This window comes from Flavobacterium ginsenosidimutans (assembly GCF_003254625.1).
GTDB classification, from domain to species: domain Bacteria; phylum Bacteroidota; class Bacteroidia; order Flavobacteriales; family Flavobacteriaceae; genus Flavobacterium; species Flavobacterium ginsenosidimutans.
On record NZ_QJRJ01000082.1, the window covers coordinates 229,573 to 250,919 of the forward strand.

General features: G+C 34.2%; 15 protein-coding genes. 3 read left to right on the plus strand and 12 right to left on the minus strand.

Features of this window, described 5'->3' with window-relative positions; genetic code table 11:
* Positions 1-11: 11 nt before the first annotated feature.
* From DM444_RS21520 to DM444_RS21540, 5 genes are all read right to left on the minus strand, one after another.
* Positions 12-581, minus strand: coding sequence for a Crp/Fnr family transcriptional regulator (locus tag DM444_RS21520; RefSeq protein WP_111290490.1), 570 nt, complete (start codon positions 579-581; stop codon positions 12-14).
* 246 nt (positions 582-827) lie between these two features.
* Positions 828-3,251, minus strand: coding sequence for an ABC transporter permease (locus DM444_RS21525; RefSeq protein ID WP_111290492.1), 2,424 nt, complete (start codon positions 3,249-3,251; stop codon positions 828-830).
* 1 nt (position 3,252) lies between these two features.
* Positions 3,253-5,664 carry an ABC transporter permease gene (locus DM444_RS21530; protein WP_111290494.1) on the minus strand — a complete coding sequence of 804 codons (2,412 nt, stop codon included), beginning with the start codon at positions 5,662-5,664 and terminating at the stop codon, positions 3,253-3,255.
* Between the two features lies 1 nt (position 5,665).
* Positions 5,666-8,101: an ABC transporter permease gene (locus tag DM444_RS21535; RefSeq protein ID WP_111290496.1), complete on the minus strand. Its 2,436-nt coding sequence runs from the start codon at positions 8,099-8,101 to the stop codon at positions 5,666-5,668.
* 3 nt (positions 8,102-8,104) lie between these two features.
* Entirely contained in the window at positions 8,105-8,815 is a 711-nt protein-coding gene (locus DM444_RS21540; RefSeq protein WP_111290498.1) for an ABC transporter ATP-binding protein, read from the minus strand.
* A 282-nt stretch (positions 8,816-9,097) separates the two neighbouring features.
* Here DM444_RS21540 and DM444_RS21545 point away from each other — a divergent pair, with 282 nt between their 5' ends.
* Together DM444_RS21545 and DM444_RS21550 are read left to right on the plus strand one after the other, a co-directional pair.
* Positions 9,098-10,447, plus strand: a complete 1,350-nt coding sequence (locus DM444_RS21545; RefSeq protein WP_111290500.1) for a sigma-54-dependent transcriptional regulator — start codon at positions 9,098-9,100, stop codon at positions 10,445-10,447.
* Positions 10,448-10,449: 2 nt separating this feature from the next.
* Positions 10,450-11,784, plus strand: a complete 1,335-nt coding sequence (locus DM444_RS21550; protein ID WP_111290502.1) for a sensor histidine kinase — start codon at positions 10,450-10,452, stop codon at positions 11,782-11,784.
* Positions 11,785-12,084: 300 nt separating this feature from the next.
* On the opposite strand, the gene DM444_RS21555 is transcribed toward DM444_RS21550, so the two are convergent.
* Both DM444_RS21555 and DM444_RS21560 read right to left on the minus strand, forming a co-directional pair.
* The gene (locus DM444_RS21555) at positions 12,085-12,972 is read right to left on the minus strand and encodes a DMT family transporter (protein ID WP_111290504.1); all 888 of its coding nucleotides are present in this window, start codon (positions 12,970-12,972) and stop codon (positions 12,085-12,087) included.
* 14 nt (positions 12,973-12,986) lie between these two features.
* Positions 12,987-13,508 carry a GNAT family N-acetyltransferase gene (locus DM444_RS21560; protein WP_111290506.1) on the minus strand — a complete coding sequence of 174 codons (522 nt, stop codon included), beginning with the start codon at positions 13,506-13,508 and terminating at the stop codon, positions 12,987-12,989.
* A gap of 62 nt (positions 13,509-13,570) precedes the next feature.
* Here DM444_RS21560 and DM444_RS21565 point away from each other — a divergent pair, with 62 nt between their 5' ends.
* Positions 13,571-14,434, plus strand: a complete 864-nt coding sequence (locus DM444_RS21565; protein ID WP_111290508.1) for a LysR family transcriptional regulator — start codon at positions 13,571-13,573, stop codon at positions 14,432-14,434.
* Positions 14,435-14,438: 4 nt separating this feature from the next.
* Here DM444_RS21565 and DM444_RS21570 read toward each other — a convergent pair whose 3' ends face one another.
* The 5 genes from DM444_RS21570 to DM444_RS21590 all read right to left on the minus strand — a co-directional run bounded on the left by DM444_RS21570 (position 14,439) and on the right by DM444_RS21590 (position 21,343).
* On the minus strand, positions 14,439-14,885 hold the full coding sequence (locus DM444_RS21570; RefSeq protein ID WP_111290510.1) for a GNAT family N-acetyltransferase: 447 nt from the start codon (positions 14,883-14,885) through the stop codon (positions 14,439-14,441).
* Positions 14,886-15,287: 402 nt separating this feature from the next.
* Positions 15,288-15,614, minus strand: coding sequence for a DMT family transporter (locus tag DM444_RS21575; RefSeq protein ID WP_111290512.1), 327 nt, complete (start codon positions 15,612-15,614; stop codon positions 15,288-15,290).
* Positions 15,615-15,856: 242 nt separating this feature from the next.
* Complete coding sequence (locus tag DM444_RS21580) at positions 15,857-16,417, minus strand: Crp/Fnr family transcriptional regulator (protein WP_111290514.1); 561 nt, start codon at positions 16,415-16,417, stop codon at positions 15,857-15,859.
* Between the two features lie 154 nt (positions 16,418-16,571).
* Positions 16,572-18,056 (minus strand): efflux transporter outer membrane subunit, encoded by a 1,485-nt coding sequence (locus DM444_RS21585; protein ID WP_111290516.1) that lies wholly within the window; start codon positions 18,054-18,056, stop codon positions 16,572-16,574.
* A gap of 164 nt (positions 18,057-18,220) precedes the next feature.
* Positions 18,221-21,343, minus strand: coding sequence for an efflux RND transporter permease subunit (locus DM444_RS21590; protein ID WP_111290518.1), 3,123 nt, complete (start codon positions 21,341-21,343; stop codon positions 18,221-18,223).
* Between the last annotated feature and the right edge of the window lie 4 nt (positions 21,344-21,347).

Genomic DNA, 21,347 nt, shown 5'->3' on the forward strand with positions numbered 1-21,347 from the left:
TTGACAGAAAGTTAGATCTGTGATTTTATTCTGCTTAATGTTTCTGGCGAAATATTAAGGTATGATGCAAGATTGGCATTGGACAATCTCTGAATAAGTTCTGGGTTGTTTTTAAGAAGATTGCGATATCTTTCTGCAGCATTTTGGGTCAATAAACTGCTGAGTTTTGAGGTAATGACAGTTAAACCATATTCGAGAATGTAGATATACATTTTATCCCATTGCGGAATTGTGTTGCGAAGACGAAAAAAATCTTCGTAAGAAATTGCAAAAAGATCTGAGTTTTCTACGGCTTCGATATATTCCGAGCTTGGTTCTCTAGAAATAAAACTAACGATTGAAGTTAAAAATGTGCCTTCAAAAGCCATAAAACGAGTGGTAATATTGTGATCTTCGGTACTGTAATACAAGCGCAGACAGCCTTTTTTTATAAAATAGATTTTATCAGCCACCGTTCCGCTTTGCAGCAATTGCTCATTTTTCTTTACTTGTATTAATTTAAAGCAAGAGAGAATGGTGTTAAGTTCATCATTTTCCAGTTGTAATCTGCTCTCAATTAAAGCCTCAAGTTCACTCATCATTTCTCAAAAATTAATCATTATCAAAAGTAAAGTTAATCGAGGAAAAAAACATTGACGAATGTCAAAATCGGTTTAAGAATGAATATAAATAACTTTACGCCTTAGCGACTCTGCGAGATTCTATTTTAAGTATTTTTTCCATACTTTGAAAAATTGCTCGCAAAGACGCTTAGACGCAAAGTTTTTTTTAAGTTTTAATCTGCTCAAATCTGCAGAATCTGCGTGAAATAAAAAAACTCAAACTAATTACTCGTATTTTAAATATTTTAAAACATCAACTTTTGTTGCCTGATACGCTTTTGCTAAAACTATGCATAGCGTTAGAAACAATAAAAACAGAAATGAAAACAGAAAAGGCAGTATCGGAATTTCGATTCTAAAGGCAAAATTATTGAGCCATTTCTGCAATAAAACATAGGCAGGAAATACGGAAATAAGAAAACCTATTGCACAATAAACGACATATTGTTTAGAAAGTTCTTTCAATAAAATATTGGTTTCTGCGCCCAAAGTTTTTCGAATCGCAATTTCTTTCATTCTTCTTTGAATGGAATAAGATGCCAAAGCAAACAAACCAAACAGAGCGATAAGAATTACTACAATGTTTAGTAGCGAAAACAAGTTGTTTTGTTTTACATACGATTCATAAGTTCTGGCGTATTGTTTATCGACAAAATCATAATGAAAAGGATTTTCGGAATCAACTTTTGCTTTCCAAAAGGTTTCTATGCCAGCAATTGTGCTTTGTATGTTTTCAGGCTTTAGTTTTATGTAAATAACATTCATATCGCCAGCCATATCCAAAGATTTTATATGATAGAAAGTCATTGGCACAATGCTGGATTCTGGACTTAGTAAATTAAAATCTTTTACGACCCCAATAATTTTCATGGGCTGATTTCCAATTCTAATTTCGCGGTTAATCGGATTTTTAATATTCATCAGTTTTAATGCTGTTTCATTTATTAAAACAGAATTTACAGTATCCGAAGCTAGTTTTGTATCAAAGTCGCGTCCTTGCTCAATTTTAATGTTCATGAGATCCAGCATTCCATAATCTACTCCAATTGCTTTTTGTTTAAAGAGTTCATCTTTGTACCAGATTGGCCACAAAGAATCGTCATTTCCGTCAAAGGCAATCAATCCTGTCGAAACTTTAGAAATCCCGTTTAGCTTTGATAATTCTTTCTTTATCGTATTATATCGATCATAGATTTTCTGAGTGCTTTGTTCTCCTTCATAATAAGAAGATGGAAAATTTAACGAAACGGCAATTACCTGATCTCCTTTAAAACCTAAATCTTTATTGCTTAAATATTTTATTTGTTCATAAACGATATTGGAACCAATGATAAAAAACGCAGCAATCGAAAACTGAAAAATTAGCATTCCGTTACGCAGCCAAATGCCATTTTTGCTTCTTTCAAAATTACCTTTTAATACTTTTACAGTTTCAAAATTAGAAACATAAAGTGCAGGAAATAAGCCCGCTGCCAAAATTGTGACAATAAAAATAAGAATAAGCTGCAAGTAGAATTCTGCATTTGCTATTGTTAGATTTTTGCCAAGAAAATTGTTGTAATAAGGAAGCGTTAATTCTACAATTACCAAGGCTAATAAAATTGAAAAACAAGTAATTAAAGCCGTTTCAAAAATAAACTGCATCACAATTTTGCTTTTTGAGGCTCCAAGAATTTTTCGTATTCCGACTTCTTTGGCTCGCTTAATGGCGTTTGCTGTTGCCATATTGATATAATTGACAATAGATAAAATGAGGATTAAAATAGACAATCCTGTCATTATTAATAAAAACTGATAGTTGCCTCTTCCTTCTGGGTAACCGTTTAAAATAGAATGCAGTCTGGATTTTGAAAGCGGTTCCATAAAGATTTTAAAATGGCCAATCTTTTTTTCCATTTCGGCAGGAGACATTCCGGCTTCTTTGGAACTTTTTATAATGATTTCGTCATAATATACTTTTTCGAGCATTCTCTTGGTAGCATCAATTTTAGAAGGATCTTTTACTTTTAAAAGTATCTTTAAAACAAATAAACCTTGGTTTTTGCTCAAATCGACTAAATCTTTCATCTTGTTAACGATAACGGTCGGAGCGATAGAAGAATTTCCTGGAATGCTGTAAACCGCTTGAACGGTGAAGGTTTGAGACAGAAAATTTATCTGTTTTCCAATGGGATTTTCTGAGCCAAATACTCTTTTTGCAATATCTTGTGAAATTGCTGCACCCGAACCATCTTTTAGAGCCGAAAAGCTATTGCCTTGAATTATTTTAAACGGAAAAAGAGAAAAGAAGCCATTTTCGACATTGATAATTTTATCTGTAAATTCTTTTTTCCCTTTATAGATTATTTTGTCTTTCTGATACCAATCGTCTGCATAAACGATAGTTTCGACATTAGAATCATTTTCTAAATAGGCTTTTAATCGAACCGAGTTTTCGGCAACAGCCGGCATATCGCCCAGTTGAACCAAAACTTGATAGACATTATCTTTTTCGGGATTCCAGGCATTGTAACTATGTTCGTCGTTCCAATACAAAAGCGCGAAAATTAGACCCGAAATTCCAATTGATAATCCGAGAATATTGAGAGCAGTAAAAAGTTTACTGTTCTTTATTTGATATATAAATATATTGATCCAGTTTCTTAGCATCTTATTCGTATTTTAAATAGCGTAAAACATCCACTTTTGTTGCTTGATAGGCTTTTGCGAGAACAATCGTCAAGGTTAAGAATAATAACGATATAAAGGCTAGGACAAAGGGTAGTAGGGGAATATCAATTCGGAAAGCGAAGTTTTCGAGCCATTTTCCCAATAAGAAATAGGCAGGAGCAATTCCGATCAGAAAACCAATTATACAGAAAACTATATATTGTTTGGATAATTCTTTTAATAATACATCAGTATCTGCACCAAGAGTTTTTCTAATTGCAATTTCGCGAAGTCTTCTTTCCATCGAAAAAGAGGCTAAAGAAAACAATCCAAATACAGCAATTAGGATTACAATTATATTCAGTAAAGCAAATAAATCTCTCTGATTTTCATATCTTTTGTACGTTTTTGCATAGTTTTTGTCAACAAAATTATATTCAAACGGATATTCTGAATCTACTTTTTGCACCCAGAATTTATTAATTGCTGCAATAGTTTCCTGCATATCATCAGGCGAAATTTTGATAAAGATATGGCGGATATCATCTTTAACTCCGTTGATTTTTGTAACGTAAAAAAACATCATTGGAGAAATTTGGCTTTCCATTCCAAAGTAATTAAAATCGTTTACAATCCCAACCACTTTTACCTTTTGATCTCTCCATGAAAGTGTTTTATTCAAAACATCTTTTTCCGGAATTAATTTCGCAGCATTTTCATTCAACAAAACAGATGAAATAGTATCAGAAGAGAATCTGGTGTCTAATTTTCTTCCTTTTAAAAGTTTGACATCTAGTATGTCGAGCATTTCAAAATCCATTCCCATTTCTTGTATCATGAAAGGAGTATTGTCTTTGTAACTCGCCGTTGACCAAGAGTTTTCTAAAGATCCCATTGAAAATAATGCAGTAGAAACTGCTTCAACACCTTTTATTTTGCTTGCTTCCTGCTTAATTAATTTATAACGCTCATACTGACTTTTATCTGTTTTAGGTTTAAAAGCAATGTCTAAAACCTGAGCCCCTTTAAAACCTAAATCTTTCTCAGCCATAAAGTTGACTTGTTTATACACAATAAAAGATCCGATTATAAAAAATGCTGCAACAGCAAATTGTAAAACCAGCATTCCGTTTCTAAGCCAGATTCCTCTTTTACTTCTAGAAAAATTACCCTTTAAAACTTTTAGAGCTTCAAAATTAGAAACATAGACAGCAGGTAAAACTCCAGAAAAAATAATAACCAATAAAGTGATTAAAATAAGCTGTATATAGAATTGAGAACCAATTAAAACCAAATCTTTATCAAGAAATGAATTGTAAACAGGCAGTGAAATTTCAACAATCACCAAAGCCAATAAAACAGAGAAAATGGTGGTTATGGCAGTTTCAAAAATGAATTGGGCAACAATTTGTCCTTTTGTAGCGCCGGTAATTTTTCTAACACCAATTTCTTTTGCTCTTTTAATAGCGTTTGCAGTTGCCAGATTAACGTAATTTACAATAGAAAGTAATAGAATTAAAATTGATAATCCCATTAAAACTAAAATGTATTGCAGCTTTCCGCCTTCTTCTGGAAAAGGAAAATTTCCTTTATACAATCGCGCTTCGGGCAACGGTAATAAACTTGATTTTACGGGATCGCCATATTTTTTTACAAACTCAGCAACGGTCAAACCTTCTTGTTTTGCATACACTTTTGTGCAATTATCAAAGAAAATCTGATCGAGTGTTTTTACAACTCTCGGAACTGCTTTTGGTTTTTTAATTTTAAGAATAAGCCCATAATGATAAGTCCATTGATCTTTTGTTCTTTTTAAATCATCTTCAATTATAGTGGTAACGGCTTCAGGCATTACTGAAGATTTCTGTGATAGTTTATAGACGCCTCTCACGGTAAAAATCTGTCCTTCGTATTTTACCAGTTTTTCTAACGGATTTTCGTTCCCGAACAAACGTTCTGCCGTTTCCTCAGATAAAGCAATGCTGTTTCTGTCTTGAAGTGCTGTTTTTGCATTTCCATAAACAAACGGAAAAGGAAAAAAAGAGAAAAAATTACTTTGAGCAGTAAATATTTTGTTGATCATTTCTTTTTTACCATTGTACGAAATAATATCTCTTGCATAATCAGCATAGAAATAGCAATAACTTTCTAAATCTGAAGAAACAGACTTTAGCATAGGCCCATTTGTAGCAGGGTTTGACGTCCAGATGTTATTATTGCCAATATTATTTAAAACAGAATATATTTTGCCTTTTTCAGGATTCCATTGATCATATGAATGTTCATCATTCCAAAAAAGAATGGCAAAGATTAAAGTTGCTATTCCTATGGATAATCCTAAAATATTCAGAATCGAAAACAGTTTGTTGCTTTTGATGTGGTATATAAATATGTTGATATAATTTTTCAGCATGTTACTCGTATTTTAAGTATTTTAAAACATCTACTTTTGTAGCTTGATATGTTCTAGACAGCACTACAATTAAGGTTAAGGATAATAATGCTAAGAATCCAAATAAAAATGGATAAGCAGAAATTTCAATTCTAAAGACAAAATCTTCAAGCCATTTATTTAGTAAATAATATGCTGGAAATAGGGCAATTAGAAATCCAACAAAACAAAAGATAATATATTGTTTAGAAAGCTCTTTTAGCAAAACATTGGTTTCAGCGCCCAGCGTTTTTCGAATAGCAATCTCTTTCATTCTGCTTTGAACAGAATAAGAAGCTAAAGCAAAAAGTCCAAACAGAGCAATGAGAATAACAACGAAATTTAAGAGTGAAAAAAGATTGCTTTGATTGATGTATTCTTGATAATTTCTCGCATAAGCCTTATCCACAAAATCGTAATGAAAAGGAGAATCTACATCTACATTTTTCTTCCAAAACGTTTCAAGATCAGCAATCGTATTGGTGATCTCATTTTGATTCACTTTCACAAATAAATGATTTACGTTAAGATTCGTCCAGTCTATTGTTTTGAGATGAAAAAAGACCATTGGAGGAATTTCGGCTTTTGGTCCCCAAAGATTAAAATCTTTTACAACTCCAATTATTTTAAGTTTCTGATCATTCAAGGTTACAACTTTCCCAACCGGATTTTTTTCGTTCATTAATTGTAAAGCCTTTTCATTAATTAGTATAGCATCAATACTATCTGATGCAATTGAAGAGTCTAAATAGCGCCCTTGACTAAGTTTAATTTTCATCATTTCAAGCATGCCGTAATCAACACCTATATTTTGTGCCAAAATGGTTTTGTCATTATAATTAAAAGTTGATGAAAGACTATTTCCTGAGGCAAAAGAGATAACGCCAGTACTGACTTGTGAAACGCCTTTAATTTTGGAAATTTCCTGTTTAATAGTCTCGTATCTTGCAAACAATTTTTCATCGACTTTGGGGTCATTGAGATCAAAAAAGGGTTTTTCATATTTGATTTCTAAAACCTGATTTCCTTTAAAACCTAAATCTCGCTTGTTTAAAAAATTGACTTGCAGGTACACAATATATGATCCAATCATGAAAAAAGAAGCAATTGCGAATTGTAGAATCAGTATTCCATTGCGAAGCCAGACACCACTTTTACTTCTGCTGAAATTTCCTTTCAATACTTTTAGGCTTTCAAAATTTGAAATATAAATAGCGGGAAATATTCCAGCCGCAATTATAGTTATAATAAAAATGACGATAAGTTCAAATGAAAACTGAAATCCAGAAATTGATAAATTTTTGTTTAAGAAGTTATTATAAAAAGGCAAGGACAGTTCGACAATAACGAGAGATAATAGAATAGAAAAAGTAGTAATAATAAAAGTTTCAAAAATAAACTGTAATACAATATTACCTTTAGATGCGCCAAGAACTTTTCTAATACCAACTTCTTTTGCTCTTTTTATGGCATTTGCAGTTGCAAAATTGATGTAATTGAACAATGACAAAATCAAAATTAAGAATGATAAAGCCATCATAATCAGCAAGAATTGAAAATTACCCTGACCTTCTGCATAACCATCAATTTGAGAGTGCAATCTTGCATCTTTTAAAGATTCTAAAGAAACTTTTACTTCAAATTCACTATTTTTTTTAGACCATTCAGCAATTGAAATGCCTTCATCTTTTGCCCATTTTAATGAACGATTTTTGTAAAATAGATTGTTCATTTTAGCAATCACTTTGTCTTTGTCGGCAGGATTTTTTAATTTTAAGAGCAATCCCATATCAAAACTCCCCCAGTTGTCCTTGTTTTCCCGCATTCTTTCTGCTGTAAAATTGGTAATTGCATCTGGCTCCAAAGAAGATTTTCCAGGAATGGTATAAACTCCCGTTACAACAAGTTTTTTATCATAATAGTTTACAGTTTTGCCAAGTACATTAACACTTCCAAATAGATTTAGAGCTGTTTTCTTAGAAATTGCTAAACAATTTTCGTCTTTTAAAGCCGTTTTACTATTTCCCATTATAAAAGCAAAAGGAAACATCTCAAAGAAAGTTTTTTGGGCATTAATAGTATTAAAAACTCCTTTTTTGTTATGGTATTGAATTGTTTTTTCGGCATACCAAGTGTCTAAGTAGCAATAACTTTCAATTTCCTTAAAGTCGTTTTTAAAATAACTTTCGAAGGTTAGAACATTAGTTCCCCACGTATTGGTTGGACTAACTTTACTAATGGATTGAAAAACCACTTCTTTATTAGGATTCCAGTCGTTATAGCTTTGTTCTTCATTCCAATACAAAATCGAAAAAATCAAACCCGCAATTCCAATACTCAGATCAAGAATGTTCAGAGCCGTAAAAAGCTTGTTATGCTTTAAATGATAAATAAATGTATTGATCCAATTTTGAAGCATAAACTAGTTGTTAGCAGTTACTAAAACATCTACATTTCTATGATTTACTTTTTCCGAAAGGATTACGCCATCTTTCATTAAAATAGTTCTCTGCGAAAAAGATGCATCATAATCGGAGTGTGTCACCATTAGAATTGTCGATCCGCTGGCATGGAGATCGGTTAGTAATTCCATTACTTCATTTCCGTTTTTACTGTCTAAGTTTCCAGTTGGCTCATCGGCCAAAATAATTTTCGGATTATTGATTAAAGCTCTTGCAACGGCTACACGCTGCTGTTGCCCGCCAGAAAGCTGCTGCGGAAAGTGTTTCAAACGATGCGAGATTCCTAATATTTTTGCTATTTCATTTACTCGAGATTTTCTTTCCGAAGAAGGAACATTGGCATAAATTAAAGGCAATTCTATATTATCAAAAACAGATAATTCATCAATTAAATTGAAGTTCTGGAAAATGAATCCGATGTTTTCTTTTCTTGCTTGCGACTTTTGTTTTTCCTTCAAACCCACCATTTCCTGACCAAGAAGCTTATAACTTCCGTCTGAAGCACTGTCTAAAAGTCCGATGATGTTTAATAAAGTTGATTTTCCGCTTCCTGATGGTCCCATAATCGAAATAAAATCGCCTTGATTGATCGTTAACGAAATTTCGCTTAATGCTTTGGTTTCTAATTCCTCAGTTCTAAATACTTTTGAAAGTTTTGTAATGTTAATCATAATTGACTGTTTTGGATTTTGATTGATTTTCTTTTAAAATTTTATGCCTTCAGAAATGATAGAAACAAGTCTGAAAAATAAGATAATTTATTTTCAAATTATCACTATTTATTTGTTATTTGTACTCCTGAAAGGCGTTAATAATTAATGATTTACAAGTTCTAATGTGATTTTCATGCCAAGAAATTAAACCTTGTAACTACTTTATTTTTAATGTTTTATTTTTTGATAAAAAACCAAACTGTCCATTAGTGGACACCTTTCGTCCAAAACTGAACAACAATGAAAAAGACCAACGCATCTATTTTAATCATCGACGATCAAGAAGACATCCTTTTTGCATCAAAAGTTTATCTGAAAAAGTATTTCGAGAACATTTTTACACTCAATAATCCGAAAAATATTGTCGAATTGTTGTCGAAAAATGCTATTGATGTCGTTTTATTAGATATGAATTATAGATTAGGTTTTGAAGATGGAAGGGAAGGTTTGTATTTGCTAAAAGAAATAAAAACGCTTTCGCCAAAAACGGTTGTGATTTTAATGACCGCTTTTGGAAAAGTAGAAACTGCCGTTGAAGGCTTAAAATCGGGCGCTTTTGATTATATTCTAAAACCTTGGGAAAATAAAAAGCTTTTAGAATCGGTAAAACAAGCTGTAGATAAAGCCCGAAAAGAACAGAAGAAAAACAAAGACGTTGAGATAAAACAGGATTTTTTTGTTGGCAGTTCTGAAATTATAAAAAAGGCTTATTCTCTAGCAGATAAAGTCGCAAAAACCGATGCGAATGTTCTGATTCTAGGCGAAAACGGAACTGGAAAGTTTGTTCTGGCACATCATATTCATACACAATCTGAAAGAAAAAATCAGCCGTTTATTGCGGTTGACTTAGGTTCTTTAAATTCGAATATTTTTGAAAGCGAATTGTTCGGCTATGCCAAAGGTGCTTTTACCGATGCTAAAACGGACACAGCAGGGCGTTTTGAAATGGCGCAAAACGGAACCATTTTTTTGGATGAAATAGGAAATGTACCGCTTCATTTACAATCTAAATTGCTTCAAGTGATTCAGACGAAAACCGTAACAAGATTGGGCGAAACCAAAGCAAGACCTTTAAATGTTCGAATTATCACAGCAACAAATTTGAACTTAAAACTAGAAGTTACCGACAAAAACTTCCGAGAAGACTTGTATTATCGCATAAATACGATGGAAATTGTTTTGCCTCCGCTAAGAGAACGTCACGAAGATAAGATTCCGCTAGCCGAATATCTTTTGGATAAAATGATTGAAAAATATAACCGAGACGAAATCACTTTTGATAAAAAAGTCTTAGAACAGATTGAAAAACATGCTTGGAATGGAAACATTCGCGAAATGGAAAATAAGATTGAACGTGCTGTTATTCTTTGCGAGAATAATACCATCACGGTTTCTGATCTGGACTTAGAAACGATAACGCCTTACGAGGAAAATTCAGATGATATTCAGCTTTCTTCGGTTGAAAAAGCTACAGTTGAAAAAGCACTTCTTAAAAACAACAATAATATCAGTAAAACTGCCGAAGAACTGGGTTTGTCAAGAGGCGCGCTGTACCGACGTTTGGAGAAATTTAATATCAATATCGACTAATTATGCTAAGGACTTTACAAACTTACAAACTCCTTTTTCTGCGATTAATTTTTATCGTGATCGGAATCGAATTGTCGCTGTATTTCTTTAGAATTGGTTTACTTTTTACAGGAATTTTTGGCCTTTGCATGGTTTTTCTGCTGGGTAGAGAAATGTATTTTTATGTTAGAAATATGGTCTTGATTTATAATAAAACCATTTCTTCGATATTGCAGGACGATTTTAGTTCCGATTTTTCTAAACATAAATTCAATAGTACTTATAATGAGCTTTTTACTTTGTATGAAACCTTAAAAAGTAAGCAAAATGAGCAAGTTACGAGAGATATTATTTACCGTTCGATTTTAAACAATATAGAATCGGGTGTTATTATTTTGCAGAGGCAAGAAAGCGATTGGAGTATTTTTTTGATGAACGATTATTTTTCGAGCCATTTTAATGTTCCGAAAGTTTCAAAATGGAAATATCTTAAAAATCAGCTGCCATCTTTGTGTGAAATTATCGAAGAAGATGATTTTCATGAAATAAAAACTTCAATTGAGCTTAGCATAAACGAACAAAGCAAACAGACGTTTGTTTTGCAGGCTTCACGAACCGAAATTTTTGGGCAGGATTATTTTATTGTTCTGTTGGATTCGATTCAAAATGTGGTTGAGAAAAAAGAAAAAGATGCATGGATTAATTTGATGAAAGTGATATCGCATGAATTATTAAACTCGATAACGCCAATTCGCTCAATCTGCCAGAATTTGGAGGATTTAGTAGAACAAGATTCGCTTTCGACAGAAGATTTAGAAGACATAAAAAACAGCGTGCAGACGATGCTGAGACGAAGCGATCATTTGCAGAAATTTGTTGAAGGGTATCGAAAACTGGCAATGCTTCCTTCACCCAAAAAAGAAAAAGCAGCATTGCAGCAACTCGTTGAAAACTGTATTCAAGTTATGAATCCGTTGTTTAGGAAAAGTAATATTGAAGTCAAAAATGCCGTTATCCAAAACTATCTAATCGATGTCGATTCGCAGCAGTTAGAACAGGTATTGATTAATTTATTGACAAATTCGATTAATGCTTTAGAAAATAGCAATACGAAGCAAATTTCGATTACGGCGGAAGCCAAAAACAATCGCATTTTTATAAAAGTTTCAGACCCAGGAAAAGGAATCGAAAAAGAAATTGAAGACAAAATATTTCTGCCGTTTTTCACCACCCGAACCGAAGGCGCAGGAATTGGTTTGACTTTATCTAAAAATATTATTGAAGCACATGGCGGTTATATTTCGCATAAAAGCGAAAATGGCAAAACAATTTTTGAGATTAGCTTGATTGAAGATTGATAGATATACTCTAAAGTTAGTTTGCGCATTTTTGTCATTTCGACGAAGGAGAAATCTCCACAAGTAACTCCGTACCGAAATTCCAATCTTTGTCGAGCTTTTAACGGAGATTCCTCGTTCCTCGGAATGACAAACAATGACGAAACTTTGACAAAGTTTATGCTGATCTACTTAAAAAACAGTTTAGATTTTTTCACGCAGATTCAGCAGATTTTTACAGATTTAAAAAGATTTATTAAAATAAAAATCTGCGTTGATCTGCTTAAATCTTTTTAAATCTGCGTGAAATATTTTAAAAGATTAATTTCGTCTAATCAACACCTTTAATCTTTCACTTTTAAAATTGACTTCAGAAATAATGGTCGCAGAAAAAATCAAAGTACCGCCTAAAAGTAAACGCCATGATAGATTTTCTCCTAAAATAAAAAACGCACCAATTGCCCCGAAAACAGGTTCAAACAAATAAATAACCGCTACGCGTTCTGCTGATAAATAACGTTGAGAAATGTTTGAAACCGTATACATAAAAGCGGTAGAAAACAAAGCACAATAAATTACGCCCATCCAGAACGTATTGTTTTGTGGAAGCCATTCTGATGAACCGTCTGTTAACGCTATTAAAAAAGTAAAAAGCGCACAAAATGCAAACATTGGCACAATAGAATACAAGAGGTTTTTGGTGGCAGAATGTTTTTCAACAGCAATTAAATAAACCGCAAAGGCAAAGGCTCCAGCAATTGTAAATAAATCTCCAAAGTTTATGGTAAACTTATCCTGAATGGCAATAATAAATAACCCAGTTAAAGCCGTCAAAGCAGCAATCCAGATTTTTAGTGAAGCGTTGGTTTTATAAATTGCTAGTTTTAATAACGGAATAATAATTACGGTTAATCCTGCAATAAAAGAGCATTGAGAAGCATCTGTATATTTAAGTCCGACAGTTTGCAACTGAATGCCTAAAAACATTGGAACAGCTAAAATAAAACCTGTTTTAATAGCTTCTCGATTGATGTCTTTAACATATTTCCAAAAAATAATACTCAATACCACAACAGCCAACAGGAAACGATAAAATAAAAATACGTTTAGCGAATAGTGGCCAATTGCCATTTTGGTAACGGAGTAAGAAACTCCCCAAAAGGCAGTGCCAAGAATTAATAAAAACAATAAAAGCTGTCTTCTTTCCATTTTGAAATCGTATTTTAAATCAAGATTTTTTTCATCATTAAATCTGTTTGTTCGTCATCGCCTAATCTAAAAATGTGTGTATCAAATTGCACAAAACCGTTTTTAGTATAGAAACTTACGGCTCTGAAATTCTTTTCCCAAACGCCCAGCCACATGTAAGTCGCTTTTATTTCTTCGGCAATTTCTTCTGCTTTAGCATATAATGCCTGTGCGACTTTTTTGCCATGAAATTCCTTTGCTACATAAATACGTTCTATTTCTAAGGCGTTTAGATCTTCTTTTTCGGTTTGGGCATTGGCTGTATTCAATTTTAAGTAACCGACTATTTTTTCATCTAAAACAGCTAAATAGAAATAAGATGAAGGGTTGCTCAATTCAGCAGTTAATTTTGCTGTAGCGAAACTTTCACCCAGATATTTTTTCATGTTTTCTTCGCTGTTTACATCGGCGAAGGTTTCAGAAAAGGTTTGTCTGCCAACTGCTTGAAGCTTTAAAATGTCATCAGTTGTGGCTTTGGTTATTTTTAGCGTATTCATTTTTATTTCTTTAATGCGTTAAAAGCTGTTTTTTGTTTTTAATAAATGCGTAAATTGCATCAATGGACTTACAGCAAATTAAATATTTTTTGGCTTTGGCTCGCGAACTTCATTTCTGGAATACTGCCGGAAAAATGAATATTACACAATCAGCACTTAGCCGCCAGATTCAGTCTCTGGAGAATCAGCTTGGTGTGCAGCTGTTTGAGCGTAACAAACGTAATGTCAAACTTACTGCCGCTGGCCAGTTCTTAAAAGAAAAATGGGAGGTCGAATTGAGTAAACTGGAATTTATTCATCAATCTGCCCGCCAGATTCAGTTAGGGGAGAGCGGTACGATTACCATTTCTCATCCCGATTCTATTTCGGCTTCTCTTATGCCCGAAATTTTGTCGCGTATTTCAGAAGCTTTTCCAAAACTAAAAATCAAACTGGTTCAGGTTCTTTATGAGAATCAGCAGGATTTTCTGCGAAATTATAAAATTGATCTGGCGATTACCAGAGATATTAATAATGCAAAAGATATTCAATCTCAAAAAATCTATACCGATCACTTAGCAGTTGTTGTTCCAGAAGATCATCCATATCAAACGCCTGAGGATTTTACTAAAGAAACTCTTGCGTCTCAAAAGTTTATTTTGCCAACCAACGACGAAGGAAGCAGTTACAGTGACCTTATTCAGAGATTATTCAATTCTTTGGATAACGCGCCAGAAGCTTATCTTCAGTCTGAATTTGGTTCTTCTATAATTGCTTTGGTTCGAAAAGGACTCGGAATCGCGATTTTACCCGATTCGTATGTCTTTCATGAAATTCCAGGAATCCGATTTATCAAATTACCGTTAGAAACCGATTTATATGTCAATTGGAGAACTGAAGATCATAATCCTGTGCTTTCCAATGTTTTAAAATTGATTATTCCGTAAACCTTTAAGCTCTTAGCATTCCGATATGCGGAATTCCGTCTTCATCATACACTTCACCTTGTTCTACAAATCCCAAAGATTGATAAAACTTGGATAAATGGTATTGCGCACTGATTTTAATTGGACCTTTTCCAAACTTTTCTTCACAGCCCGCAATCGAAGCTTCCATTAGTTTTACTCCTAAACCTAATCCGCGATGCGATCTTGCAATGACAACTCTTCCGATCGAAACTTCATCATACGATACTCCTTTTGGAAGTAAGCGCGTAACACCTGCCAATTCGTTATCGACATAATACAATAAATGAAAACCTTTCTGGTCTTTATTATCCAAATCGAGATAAGGGCAGTTTTGTTCGACTACAAAAACATCGCTTCTTAACCGAAGCATATCATACAATTCATGATTGGTTAATTCGTCAAAAGATTTAATGGAATGGCTGAATGTCATTTTTTATTTTAAGCTTTAATTTTTGACAAAGATAAAAGCCTGAGTAATGATATAAAATGCTATTTTTTTATCATGTGATGCTGGAAATGCATTAATTCTTTTAAATTCCAAGTTTTAAATTGCTTCGCCTGTTCGCTATCGCTCGGGTCCAAAATTCCAAGATGAAAACTTTGTCAAAGTTTTAAACTTTGACAAAGTTCAGGCAACAGTTTGTCATTCCGAGGAACGAGGAATCACACTCGAGATTCGACAAAGATAGTAGACATTCTGTGCGGAGTTTCTAGTGTGATTCCTCGTTCCTCGGAATGACAAGATTGGAGAATTCCTATGTGTTTAAAACAAAAAAACTTTGTCAAAGTCTCAAACTTTGACAAAGTTGTATCTAATTCGTGTAATATATTTTTAGTGAGAAACCGCCTTTAAACCAACAATAGAACCAACCAATGTTGCCAAGAAAAACAATCTCCAGAATGCTGCCGGTTCTTTAAAAATAAAAATACCAACCAGAACCGTTCCCACGGCACCAATTCCTGTCCAGACAGCATAAGCAGTTCCTAGTGGAAGCGTTTCGGTAGCTTTCATTAATAAAACCATACTAATTGTTAAAGATATAAAGAAGCCAATATACCAATAGTACATTTCGGTTCCAGTAGTTGCTTTTGCTTTTCCAAGACATGACGCGAAGGCTACTTCAAATAGACCCGCGATGATTAAAATAATCCAGTTCATATAGTTAAAATTTTGTGATGCAAAGTTCTTTTATCGAAATCAGAAAAAAATTAACAAATGATAAAAAATGAAGTTATTTTAATCTGTTCTGCTCAAGAATTAAAATCTAATTTGATCTGCTAAAATCTTTTATAATCTGCGTGAAATACTTTTGCATATGATTTTTTCACGCAGATTTACACAGATTAAAGCAGATTTGTCCAGATTTAAATGAAGAGTTTAAAAAAAAATCTCCTAAAAGGTTATTTTAATTCTGCACGTATTCTGCTTAAACTGACTTGTGTAATTCCTAAATAAGAAGCAATATGTCCTAGTTGAACTCTTTGAAGGAGTTCAGGATGATCTTTCATTAATTCCAAATAGCGTTCAGAAGCATTTTTGAATTGTTTAGAAATCAAACGTTCTTCGGTTTTTATCAATTCTTTTTCGGCAAATTTTCGTCCCCAATTGGCTATGTGAACATCTTCATTAAAGAGTTTTCTTAGGTTTTCTGTTTTAAGTTCGTACAATTCGCAGTCTTCCAAAAGTTCAATGGTTTCATAACCCGGCTGATCTTCAACATAACTTTTCATTGAAATGATGGTTTCGCCTTCTTTTCCAAACCAAAAAGTAACTTCGTTATCTCTTTCTACATAAGCTCGCACCAATCCTTTTTTTATAAAATAAATATTTGGTTCTACTTTATTAGCTTTTAGCAAAATGTGCCCTTTAGAAGATGCTATTTCTGTAACATTGTTTTGCAGAGCAAGTTTAGACTGCTCGGGAAGTTGGTGTATGTGATCGAGAATTTTAGAAATATCCATCAACGGAATTTTAGTATTTTAGAATAAAGGTAAAAAGTAAAACGGCAAAATAAGTTACTTTAATAAAAAAATCCCATTTCAAAAGAAATGGGATATAAAACAACCTCTGCGATGAGCTATTATAAACAGAAGCCATTTTTGACCAACATATAAACTAATTTATTCCTCCGCCTAAAGCCTTATAAAGCAATACTTGTGAGTTTGCATTTCGAAGTTGGATATCGACAAAATCCAATTCTGCCTGCAATTTGTTTTTTTGTGCATTGATGATTTCCAGATAATTAGCATAACCGCTCAAATACAAATCGTTGGAGACATTTACGGCAATTTCGAGATGATCAATTTCGTTTAATTTATATTTTAAAACATCTTCATAAGCTTGATTTCTATGCAATAGAGCACTTAACTCGTTGAAAGCTGTTGTAACCGTATTTTGATATTGCAGAAATGAAATTTCCTGTCTTCTGTTGGAAACATAAAACTCTTGTTTGATCTGTCCTTTGTTGAAAACGGGAGCTGTCAGTCCGCCCAATATCTGCCAAGCGAAAGAACCTGCATCAAAGAAAGTATTGAACGAAAACGAATTGAATCCTGCATATCCGCCCAAATTTACAGTTGGGAAAAAAGCGGCACGAGCCGATTTGGCATCTGCATTACTGGCTAATAATTCGAAGTAAGCTTCTGATACATCGGGTCTTTTGTGAATGATAGAATCCACGCTGATTTTTTGGTTTAAAACCTCCAAATGTCCAGATAAGAAATCGCTGCTTCTGTCAATTTTTCCGCCATATTCGCCTAAAAGCGTTAATAGCGCTTTTTCGGTCTGATCAATGCTTAATTTTAATTCTGATGCTTCGGCGTGAATGTTATTGTTTTGTGCATTAAACTGCTGTACGGCCAATTCTGTAGCTTTTCCAACCGATCTTTGTGCCGAAACAATATCAAGCGCTTTTTCCTGCGTTTTCAAGTTATTATCGTAAATCGCGGCTTGTTTGTCTAAAGCGATCAGTTTGAAATACAAGTCGGCAACATCTCCTAAAAGACGCGTTTGCAGCAAACGCATTCCTTGCTGAGAAGCAAAAAATCGTTGTTGAGCTGCTTTTTTTCGATTGCTTAATTTTCCCCAGATATCAGCTTCCCAAGAAACTTTGGCTCCCAAAAATAGGTTAGGAGTAACATCTTCGTTGATTCTTTGTTTGTCGCTAATATTTTGAGAAAAATTGGTATCAAAGTTACCAACTCCATCCATTGTATATTTTCCGTAATGTGTTCCAGAAGCATCGGCCACAAGATCTAAAGAGGGAAGAAGTGCTAGTTTTGCCACTTTTAAATGCGAATTGGCAATCAGGATTCTTTCCTGCATGATTAAATAGTCAGGATTCTTGGCAATGGCTTTCTTTAATAAAGCTTCTAATTTTGGGTCTTTAAAAAAGGTTTCTGTTTTTAATGGAATAAAAGGCTCGCTTGATGCTTCTTTTCTTTGTGCATCAAAATTTTCTGGAAGCTTTGCTGCGTCTAGTTTGTTACTGACTTTTGGTGCCGAACAAGCCGTTAAAAGTAAAACTCCAGTTATTACAACGGCGCTTTTGGTTGTCCTTATCACATCAGTATTTTTATATTGATTTAATATCTCTTTCATTATTTAATTTTATTTGTTCTATCTGCCAAGCATTTTTTAATCGTATTCATTAGCTTAGATTAATCTGCGTGAAAAAATCTATGCGTAAAAAAATATTTCACGCAGATTTTAAAAAGATTGTTGCAGATCAAAATAGATTTATTTAATCTATTTTGATCAACGAATTAATTGTTTGACTTGCTTATTCGTTTTTCCAATTTTGCAAACAGTATGTAAAGTCCAGGAATAATTAAAAGACCAAACACAGTTCCAATTAACATTCCGCCCGCAGCGGCCGTACCAATCGAACGGTTACCAATTGCACCCGCTCCAGAAGCGATACACAACGGAATCAATCCTGAAATAAAAGCAAAAGAGGTCATCAAAATTGGTCTGAAACGAAGTCTTGCTCCTTCAATTGCTGCTTCGACAATATCACGTCCGAGTTTGTTTTGCGCCATCGCAAACTCTACAATCAGAATGGCGTTCTTGGCGAGTAGACCAATCAGCATGACGAGTGCTACTTGAGCATAAATATTATTGTCCAATCCCACCATTACAAGCGCGATGTAAGAACCGAAAACTCCCACAGGCAAACTCAATAATACAGGGAACGGAAGCAATAAACTTTCGTATTGTGCCGCAAGCAATAAGTATACAAATAGTATACAAAGCGCAAAAATATAGATTGTCTGGTTTCCTGATAAAATCTCTTCACGCGTCATACCAGACCATTCTAGTTCGAAACGGCTTGGCAATTTTTCTGCAGCAATTTTTTCAACAGCAGCAATGGCATCTCCAGAGCTGTAACCTTCAGCAGGTTCACCGTTAATCATAGCCGACATATACATATTGTAACGAGTTAAAACCTCTGGACCGTAAACTCGTTCTAATTTGATGAAAGTAGAAAATGGAACCATTTCGCCAGCTTCATTCTTCAGATACATATCCAAAATACTTTCTGGATTTTGACGGAATTGCGGACTTGCCTGTACCATTACTTTATACATTTGAGAAAAACGGATAAAGTTGGTTGCATAAAATGAACCTAACATAGTTTGTAAAGTCGACATGGCATTGTCTACCGAAATTCCTTTTTTGGCCGCCAAATCATAATCAATATGAATTAAATACTGCGGGAAAGTGGCATCAAAACTCGAAAATGAGTTCTGGATTTCTGGCGAAGCATTTAGTTCTTTGATGAATTCTTTGGTTACTTTATCGGTATTGGTGATACTTCCTCCAGATTTATCCAGCAAACGAAGCTCAAAACCACTCGTGTTACCAAAACCAGGAACGGTTGGCGGTGCAAAAATCTCGATTTGTGCATCGGTAATGTTTTTGGTTTTTTCTGTAAGTTCTGCCATGAATTCTGTTACCGAAATATCACGTTCGCTCCAGTCTTTTAAGTTGATCATTCCCATTCCGTATGAAGCTCCAGCGATTTCGGTTACAATACTGTATCCCGCAAGAGTAGTTACGTTGTCGACACCTTTAATTCCTTGGGCAATTTTAGTTACTTCATCCAAAGCTTTTTCAGTACGTTCTACGGTTGCTCCTTGTGGTGTTGTAACACTTACGTAAACCATTCCCTGATCTTCAGTTGGAATAAATCCTGACGCTAAAAACTTCGTTGTTCCCCATGTTAATATGCAGAACAATACTAATAACCCAATAGTTACAGTGCTGCGATCAGCAAATTTTACTAATACTTTGATGTATTTTGAAGTAATATTATCAAACCAATGGTTGAATCTGTGGAAGAAACGATTTAAAAGCGATTTTTTCTCTTTATTTGGATCGTGCGCTTTTAACATAATTGCACAAAGGGCAGGAGTAAGGGTTAGGGCATTAATACCCGAAATCACAATACTAATGGCCATTGTCAATGAGAACTGCCTATAGAAAACCCCAACAGGACCGCTCAAGAAAGCAACGGGAATAAATACCGCGGCCATTACAATCGTAATTGCAATAACGGCACCTGTAATTTCTTTCATCGCGCTAATGGTTGCTTCCATTGGCGACATATGTTCTTCGGAGATTTTTACGTGAACGGCTTCGACGACGACAATCGCATTATCGACTACAATTCCGATCGAAAGCACTAAAGCGAAAAGCGTTAATAAGTTGATCGAGAAGCCCATCATAGACATAAAAGTAAACGAACCAATAAGTGCCACAGGAACTGCTAATACAGGAATCAAAGTCGATCTCCAATCCTGAAGGAAAAGGAAAACGACAAATGCCACCAAAATAAAAGCTTCAACCAAAGTTCTTAATACTTCATGAATCGAAGCGTCAAGGAAACGAGATACGTCATAGGCAATATTGAATTCCATTCCAGGAGGGAAAGACGACACTTTCAATTCTGCCATTTTTTCTTTTACGCTCGCAATAACTTCAGAAGCATTTGAACCTGGACGCTGTTTTAGCATGATTGATGCCGAAGGTTTTCCGTCGGTTTTAGAAACCATTCCGTAACTCATCGCACCAAATTCGATTTTCGAAATGTCTTTTAATCTTAAGATAGTTCCGTCTGAATTGGCCCTTAGCGGAATTTCTTCATATTGTTTTGGCTCGAAGAATTTTCCACCATACTTAATTACATATTGTAATTGATTGTTCATTTGTCCTGAACCTTCACCGACTTTACCCGGTGCAGCAGAAATGTTTTGTTTTTGAAGTGAATTAATAACTTCATTTGCCGAAATATTATACGAAAGCATCTTTTCTGGATCTAACCAAACACGCATCGAATATTCTTTCTGACCCATGATTTCGGCACGTCCGACACCATCAATACGTTTTAATTCCTGAAGAATATTAATATCGGTAAAGTTGAAGATAAACTGCTCGTCCTGAGTTTTATCGGTACTTGTAATGTTCAAGTACATCAGCATACTGTTTACCTCTTTTTCGGTTGTAACCCCAGCACGAATTACCTCTTCTGGAAGTTCATCTAGAATCGTGGTAACCCTATTTTGAACGTTTACGGCAGCTAGATCGGGATCGGTTCCTACTTCAAAGAAAACTTGGATTAAAGTCAAACCATCGTTGGAAGTTACGGTCGACATATACGTCATTCCAGGCACACCATTGATGGCTCTTTCTAACGGAAGAGCGACGGCATTGGCCGAAACCTCTGCGTTTGCTCCTGTATATTTTGCTGTAACGGTTACAGACGGTGGTACAATATCTGGGAATTGGGTAATAGGAAGCTGAAACAATGCCAGCAATCCCAGAAGGACTATCATAACCGAGATGATTAATGACAATATTTTCCTCCTGATAAATAACTCTATCATTTTA